Annotated in this window: 5 protein-coding genes; 2 read left to right on the top strand and 3 right to left on the bottom strand. The window is 60.4% G+C overall.

The window, feature by feature from the left end:
* Nucleotides 1-75: 75 nt before the first annotated feature.
* On the top strand, nt 76-1,353 hold the full coding sequence (locus tag MU848_RS02690; RefSeq protein ID WP_247230068.1) for a multidrug effflux MFS transporter: 1,278 nt from the start codon (nt 76-78) through the stop codon (nt 1,351-1,353).
* A 41-nt stretch (nt 1,354-1,394) separates the two neighbouring features.
* On the opposite strand, the gene MU848_RS02695 is transcribed toward MU848_RS02690, so the two are convergent.
* Nucleotides 1,395-3,011 carry an amino acid permease gene (locus MU848_RS02695; protein ID WP_247230070.1) on the bottom strand — a complete coding sequence of 539 codons (1,617 nt, stop codon included), beginning with the start codon at nt 3,009-3,011 and terminating at the stop codon, nt 1,395-1,397.
* Between the two features lie 139 nt (nt 3,012-3,150).
* On the opposite strand from MU848_RS02695, the gene pgeF reads away from it, so the two are divergent.
* The gene (pgeF, locus tag MU848_RS02700) at nt 3,151-3,909 is read left to right on the top strand and encodes a peptidoglycan editing factor PgeF (protein ID WP_247230072.1); all 759 of its coding nucleotides are present in this window, start codon (nt 3,151-3,153) and stop codon (nt 3,907-3,909) included.
* A gap of 22 nt (nt 3,910-3,931) precedes the next feature.
* Here the strand turns inward: pgeF and MU848_RS02705 are convergent, their stop codons facing one another.
* The gene (locus tag MU848_RS02705) at nt 3,932-4,843 is read right to left on the bottom strand and encodes an oxidoreductase (RefSeq protein ID WP_247230074.1); all 912 of its coding nucleotides are present in this window, start codon (nt 4,841-4,843) and stop codon (nt 3,932-3,934) included.
* A 635-nt stretch (nt 4,844-5,478) separates the two neighbouring features.
* Nucleotides 5,479-5,829 (bottom strand): RidA family protein, encoded by a 351-nt coding sequence (locus MU848_RS02710; protein WP_247230076.1) that lies wholly within the window; start codon nt 5,827-5,829, stop codon nt 5,479-5,481.
* Nucleotides 5,830-6,739 lie beyond the last annotated feature (910 nt).

The following is a 6,739-nucleotide window of genomic DNA, read 5'->3' on the forward strand; positions in this document are numbered from 1 at the left end:
GAGTAGCAAGGTTAATGCGGCTGATTGCCCGATCTATCGCTGGCATCGCCGCGTCATTGACTTCATAGCCGCGCGATGACCAACCCTTCCTCTCCGGTCGCCGTTCGACAATCGCAAAAGGATATCGGATTTCGCGAATTCGTGGTGCTGAGCGCCTGTCTGATGGCAATGAATGCGCTGTCGACCGACCCCATGTTGCCTGCTCTGCCGGAGATCGGCAGCGACCTTGGGGTCGCCAACGCCAATGACCGGCAGCTCATCATCAGCATCTATTTTCTGGGGCTCGGCGCAGGATCGCTGCTGTTCGGCATCCTGTCCGACCGGTTTGGGCGCAAGAAGGTGATGGGCGGCGCGCTGGTGCTGTTTGTCCTCTCCACCATCGCATGCGCCGCCGCGCAAAGCTTTTCCCTGCTGCTGATCGGCCGCGCTGCAGCCGGCTTCTTTGCAGGCGCAAGCCGCGTGATTGCGGTCGGCATCATCCGGGACCGGTTCAAGGGCGATGCCATGGCGAAGGTCATGTCGCTGATCCTGGCGGTGTTCATGTTGATACCCGTGGTAGCGCCGAGCTTTGGGCAGGCAATTCTCTGGTTCGCGCCATGGCGGTGGATTTTCTGGATCCTCGCTATCCAGGCCGCGCTCATCCTGATCTGGATGGTCGTCCGCATGCCCGAGACGCTGGCGCCGGAAAACAGGCTGCGCATGAGCCCATCGACGATCTTTCGCACTATTGGCTCCGTCCTCACCAACCGCAGTGCTGCGGGATATATGCTGGCGAGCGGCGTGGTGATGAGCGGGCTGATCGGCTTCATCCTGTCGGTGCAGCAGATATTCTTCGACATTTTCGACGCCAGGTCATTTTTCCCCATCGCCTTCGCGGTGATGGCTGGAAGCATGGGGGTCGGCAGTCTGCTGAACAGCCGGCTCGTGTCGCGATTTGGCGCGCGGCGGTTGAGCCAGGGCGCGGTGATTTCCATGATCGTGACGAGCGCTATTCACCTAGGCGTGATCGCGTCCGGCCATGAAAATATGATCAGCTTCATGGTCTTTCAGTCGGCCACGATGATGGCGGTCGCCTTTACCGCTTCCAACTTCGGCGCAATTTCGATGGAGCCATTCGCCAAGGGAGCGGGCGCAGCCTCTTCCTTTCAGGCTTTTTTGACAACAGCGCTGTCCAGCGCCTTGGGCAGCATCGTTGGCCGCGCCTTCGACGGTACGACACTGCCGCTGACTTTAGGCATGCTGATCTTCGGTGTCGCGGCGCTGCTGATCGTCGCCTTTGCCGAGCGGGGGAAGCTTTTCACGCGCCCGCGCCATGATGCGCTTCGCGAAGTGGAATTCGACACCGTTCATTGAAAAAGAGGCGGCGGATGGGACCGCCGCCTCGTGGAATACCCTTAGGCCTCCCGCCCGCCCGGAGTTGGAGCACCGGGCAATGGTGGCACTGGCTGCGGCGGGACATCGGCATCCTGCTCGTGCGTCTCCACCAGGCCGCGCGCCACATGGCTCTTGCGATAGCCGTAGAGGAAATAGAGCAGCAGCCCGACTCCGCCCCACACCGGCAGCACCAGCTGGGCATCTACCGGCAGGTTGAAGAAGAGGAAGAGGCAGCCGACGGACGCCATGGGCGCGATAAACCAAACGACCGGAGTCCGGAAAGGACGGTGACGATGAGGATCGCGCACCCGCAGTACCAGGACGGCGATCGACACCATGAAGAAGGCGAACAGCGTGCCCGAATTGGAAATGTCCGCCAACTGGCCCACCGGCAGAAGCGCCGCGCCAATGGCGACGAAAATGCCGGTCACGATCGTGACGATGTGCGGCGTCTTGAAGCGCGGATGAATGCTGGCGAGCTTTTCCGGTAACAAACCGTCGCGAGCCATCACGAAGAAGATGCGCGTCTGGCCGAACATCATCATCAAGATGACAGAGGGAAGCGCCAAATTGGCAGCCAGCCCCAGCGCGTTGCCGACTACCGTCCAGTTGATGGACCGCAGCACATGCGCCAGCGCCTCATTGGAGCAGACCAGATCGCCCGCATGCGCAGCCGTAGCGCAGGCTTGGGCGAAGCCGGCCGAACCCGGGGCGACGACTGATCCATCCAGTCCCAGCACCGGCTGGGCACCGATGGCGCCGATCGCGCCTGCAGCAACGAGCAGATAGAAGATGGTGCAGAGCGCAAGGCTGCCGATCAGACCGATCGGAACGTTGCGCTGCGGATTTTTGGTTTCTTCCGCAGCCGTCGACACGGCGTCGAAGCCCACATAGGCAAAGAAGATGGACGCCGCCGCCCCGACGATGCCCATCCCGCTCGTCCCTTCGGGTCCGAACCAGCCATTAGGTGCGAAGGGCGAGAAGTTTCCCGTGTCAAGAGCGGGCAGCGTCAGCGCGATGAAGGCGGTAAGCGCGGCGACCTTGATCGCGACCAGAACCGCATTGACGCGCGCGCTTTCGGTGGTGCCGATCACCAGCAGGGCCGTCACCGCCAGCGCGACGACGATCGCCGGGATATTGATGACCCCATGCGAAAAATCGGCATGCGGAATGAACCCGTTCATGCTCCAGGCGGGGCCCGCAGACAGCGCCTGCGGTAACTCCAACCCCGTCACGCTTTTCATGAGGCCCATGAAATAGCCGGACCAACCCACGGAAACCGCGCTCGCTGCAACGGCGTATTCGAGGATCAAGGCCCAGCCCACCATCCAGGCGAGCAATTCACCGACCACCGCGTAGGTGTAGGTGTAGGCCGACCCCGATACCGGCACCATGGACGCGATTTCCGAATAGCAGAGCGCTGCAAAGGCACAGACGGCCCCCGCAATGACGAAGCTCCACATCATTCCCGGTCCCGCCTTTTGCGCGGCGGCGGCAGTCAAAACGAAAATGCCGGTGCCAATGATGGCCCCGACACCCAGAAGCGTTAGCTGTATTGGTCCCAACGTCCGGACCAGGGACTTTTTTTCCGCTGTCGCCAATATGGCGTCCAATGGCTTGATGCGCCCGAAAATCATGCGTGGAACCCTCAGCTATATTTTGTCCCCGAACGGCCTTTGGACCGATCGCTTATGTCGTTGGGTGAAGACTATCGCCTAATGTGGCGCGCGCAAGTATGTTGCGCGGCCTCGGCACATTTGTCCAAAGGAGTCATTGATGATCGAACTGCTGCGCGCTGCCAGCCTGTCGGATGTGCCGCACGGCTTTGCGGGACGGCGTGGCGGTGTGTCGACCGGGGTTCACGCGGGGTTGAATGTCGGCCTTGGTTCGGCGGATGAACGCCAGGCAGTCCTTCACAATCGGGACTTGGCAAGGGATGCCCTGCTACCCGGCGCGGCATTGGTCACGGTGCGGCAGGTCCATTCGGCGGACGTAGTGACGGTGACCGGCCCGATCGACGAAGCCGAACGTCCGGCTGCCGATGCGATGGTGACGGACCGTCCCGGGCTGATATTGGGGATTTTGACCGCAGACTGCGTTCCGGTGTTGCTCGCCGACAGGAAAGCAGGTGTCGTCGGAGCAGCGCACGCTGGCTGGAAGGGGGCGATCGCGGGTGTCACGGACAACACGCTCGCTTCGATGGAAAAGCTGGGCGCCCGGCGCGACCAGATCAGTGCTGCGATCGGGCCGTGCATCGGCCGTACTTCCTATGAAGTTACCAGCGACTTCGCCCGCCATTTCGAAGAGCAGGACGCGGAAAACAGTCGCTTCTTTTCAACAGGGCGCGAAGGCCATTGCCAGTTCGACATCGCGGCCTATGTGGCGGCCCGCCTCGCTATCGCGGGAGTTGGAAGGGTCGAGATGTTGGACGAGGATACCTATAGCCAGCCCGACCGCTTCTATAGCTATCGCCGGTCCTGCCATCGGGACGAAGCAAGCTATGGGCGACAAATCTCGATGATCGCGGTCGGCTGAGGCCGCGCCACCGTCAGGTTGGTCAGCCCGGCGGCAATCCCGGGTCTATGCCCGTCAGTTCGATCGAAAGGTCCCAAAGCCGTCGCGCGTCTTCAGCATTGGCCGCCCGCTGCTCGATCCCTGCGGGCCCCGACACGCCCCGCATCTCCCACAGCCCTTGCGGGCCGAAATAGTCGCCACCTTCGGCATGGGGATCTGTGGCCGCTTGAAGCGTTGGCCAGGCTGCCGCGGCCACGGGGTTGAAGAGCGGCCGCACGACCGGAAGCACGGGCTTGGTCCAAGGCGGAAGGTGCCGCATCAGCTCGGTTAGGGACACACCGGGGTGGCAACCGATCGCGCTCACGGGCGCCTGCGCAGCGCGCAACCGCCGGTCCAGTTCCTGGACGAACAGCAGGTTGGCCAATTTGCTTTGCCCATAATATTGCGTGGCATTGTATGTGTTATCAGCGTTCCAATCATCCCACAGTATCTGGCCGCGGCGATGCGCAATGCTTGAGGTAACCACGACACGCGCGCCCGCAGTCTCACGTAGCTTCGGCAGCAGCAGGACGGTTAGGGCAAAAGTGCCAAGATGATTGACGCCGAATTGAAGCTCAAACCCCTGAGCCGTGCGCGAGAGTGGCGGAATCATCACCCCTGCATTGTTGACGAGAACATCCAACCGGGGTTCGGCCACCACTCTTTCGGCCGCAGCCCGAACGCTTGCCAGATCAGCCTGATCCAACAGGATCAGCTCCAGTTCGGCGTCCGGCTTTGCCGCCTTGATTTGCGCAAGCGCTTCCGAACCCCGTCGCGCATCACGGCATGCGAGTAGAACGCGCGCCCCTTTCGATGCCAAGGCTTTGGCCGCTTCGAACCCAATCCCGGTATTGGCTCCGGTAACCAGAAAGGTGCGTCCGCTTTGATCCGGCACTTGGGCATCGGTAAAGGCCACAACAATTCCCCCACTACGCTTCGAACGAGCATTTTGTGGAGAGTTCCGTTTGTGAAGGCAAGGCGGGTCCACGCATCTGAATGATCGGCGGCAATCTCGGATTGCAATCGGGCAGTCAGTTACCTTGGGCAGCATCTGATGGTGCGGTGAAGAAGCATTGGATGAATGCTTCGGGCTTTCCGTTCCCTGGGCCGTAGTAGCAGCTCTAATGGGGTTTCTATTGCACGTCCTAATCAGTCCGGCCGTAAGAAAGGTCCTCGGCAGGAGGCGATGAGAGCAAGAAACTTCAGGATGCGGTGATCGACCGCGAAGACTTGTAGAGCGGCGTATCCATCGCCGACGTCACCCTCAGCGATTCCCGCGCTTTATCCCTGTTCCGCAGCGATTTTGAACAAGTCCCTGCTAGTCAGCGCATTTCTCACTCACCGGAGTGATGAATAGCGTCCGGGGCTGTCGATAGCCTAGCTACGTGCCACAACCACCCGAACTGCGGAACACCCTCAGATATTATGTGATGCGGGCAATCGCATGCACCGCGAGCTCCTCGGCAGATGTCCCGCCTTTTATTTGCACGATGCCATTCTGCGGTCCGCTACATTCTTATCCACATAGTTGGTCATCTGCTAAATGGACGGCTATCCCGCCTTGGCCGCGGTGATGATGATTTCTACCTTATAGTCCGGATGGTACAGCTTTACCTCTCCGGTCGCACGGGCTGGAGCCGGAAAGCCGGCGATCCATGTGTCCCATGCTTGGTTCATTTCCTCGAAGTCATTGATATCCGCGAGCCATATCTGCGCCGTCAACAGATGGTTCTTGTCGCTTCCAGTCTGTTTCAGCAAAGCATCAATCGCGGCAAGCGCAGCTTGCGTCTGCAAGCCAACGCTTTCCCCAGGCGCGCCGATCTGGCCAGCCAGGTAAATAGTGTCGCCATGAACGACAGCCTCGCTCATGCGCGGACCTGTATCGATGCGGGTAATGGTCATGGCGAGAGGGTTCCTTTAAATCGTTACAGCAAGGCGACAGCGCCGTCAGATGGCCAAGATGTGCGCTCAGCCGATGTGGCAAACGAGCACTTGCCTTAGCTCGCATGCCTCCGTCTACCCCCGAACTCCCGACTGGCCGCAGCATGATGATGCATGATGCGGACCTTAAGCGGGAATTACTTGGAAATGGAGGTCGGCGCCGGAACAGGCTCCTCTGCGTCCGTAACTGTTTCACGGCCAACCGCACTGAAGTGCTGCATCATCTTTTCATTGAGGATCATGCCCGCCTGTTCGCGGGGACGTGCAACCGTGAGGTCACATAGATCAGGGGCAGACATTAATCGGGATAGATTGCGAAGGATCGTCTTCTGGTGACGGAGAGTTGGTGGATGTGTCTCCCAATCTCTTTAGCGGACTCCCTTCAACCTGACGCTCATGAATTGCTATCGGAGTCGGAGATGGAGAAAGCGGCTTTTCCAGTCCGGCTGGCTTGATCGGCTTCGGAGAAGCCGATCGCCGAGATCCTGCAGCATCCGATGTTGGTCCAGAAGTCAGTGAAAGGTCGAAGCCCTGCTCGATACCCATACTGGTGAGGCCATTCGGGCGGAAGCTGCAACCTCTTGGAGGATTTAACGCAAGGGTGGGCGCGCTGCGAGACACTCTGAGTGATGCGTCTATTCGAGCGGAAGGCACCGCCGTGTTGACCCCGCAGGTCTAGAGCGTGACCAGCTATCCCGACGGCGCTTGTGGTCTGGAGGCGGAGATCGTGTCCAGCGGGAGGGATTTAGCGGCCTTCGCCCTAAACGCGAACGCGGCCCTGTGGGGCGTCGTATCGGGTTTATGCTGTTGGTTGCGGGAGCAGGATTTGAACCTGCGACCTTCAGGTTATGAGCCTGACGAGCTACCGGGC

Source organism: Sphingobium agri, from assembly GCF_023051225.1.
GTDB classification, from domain to species: domain Bacteria; phylum Pseudomonadota; class Alphaproteobacteria; order Sphingomonadales; family Sphingomonadaceae; genus Sphingobium; species Sphingobium agri.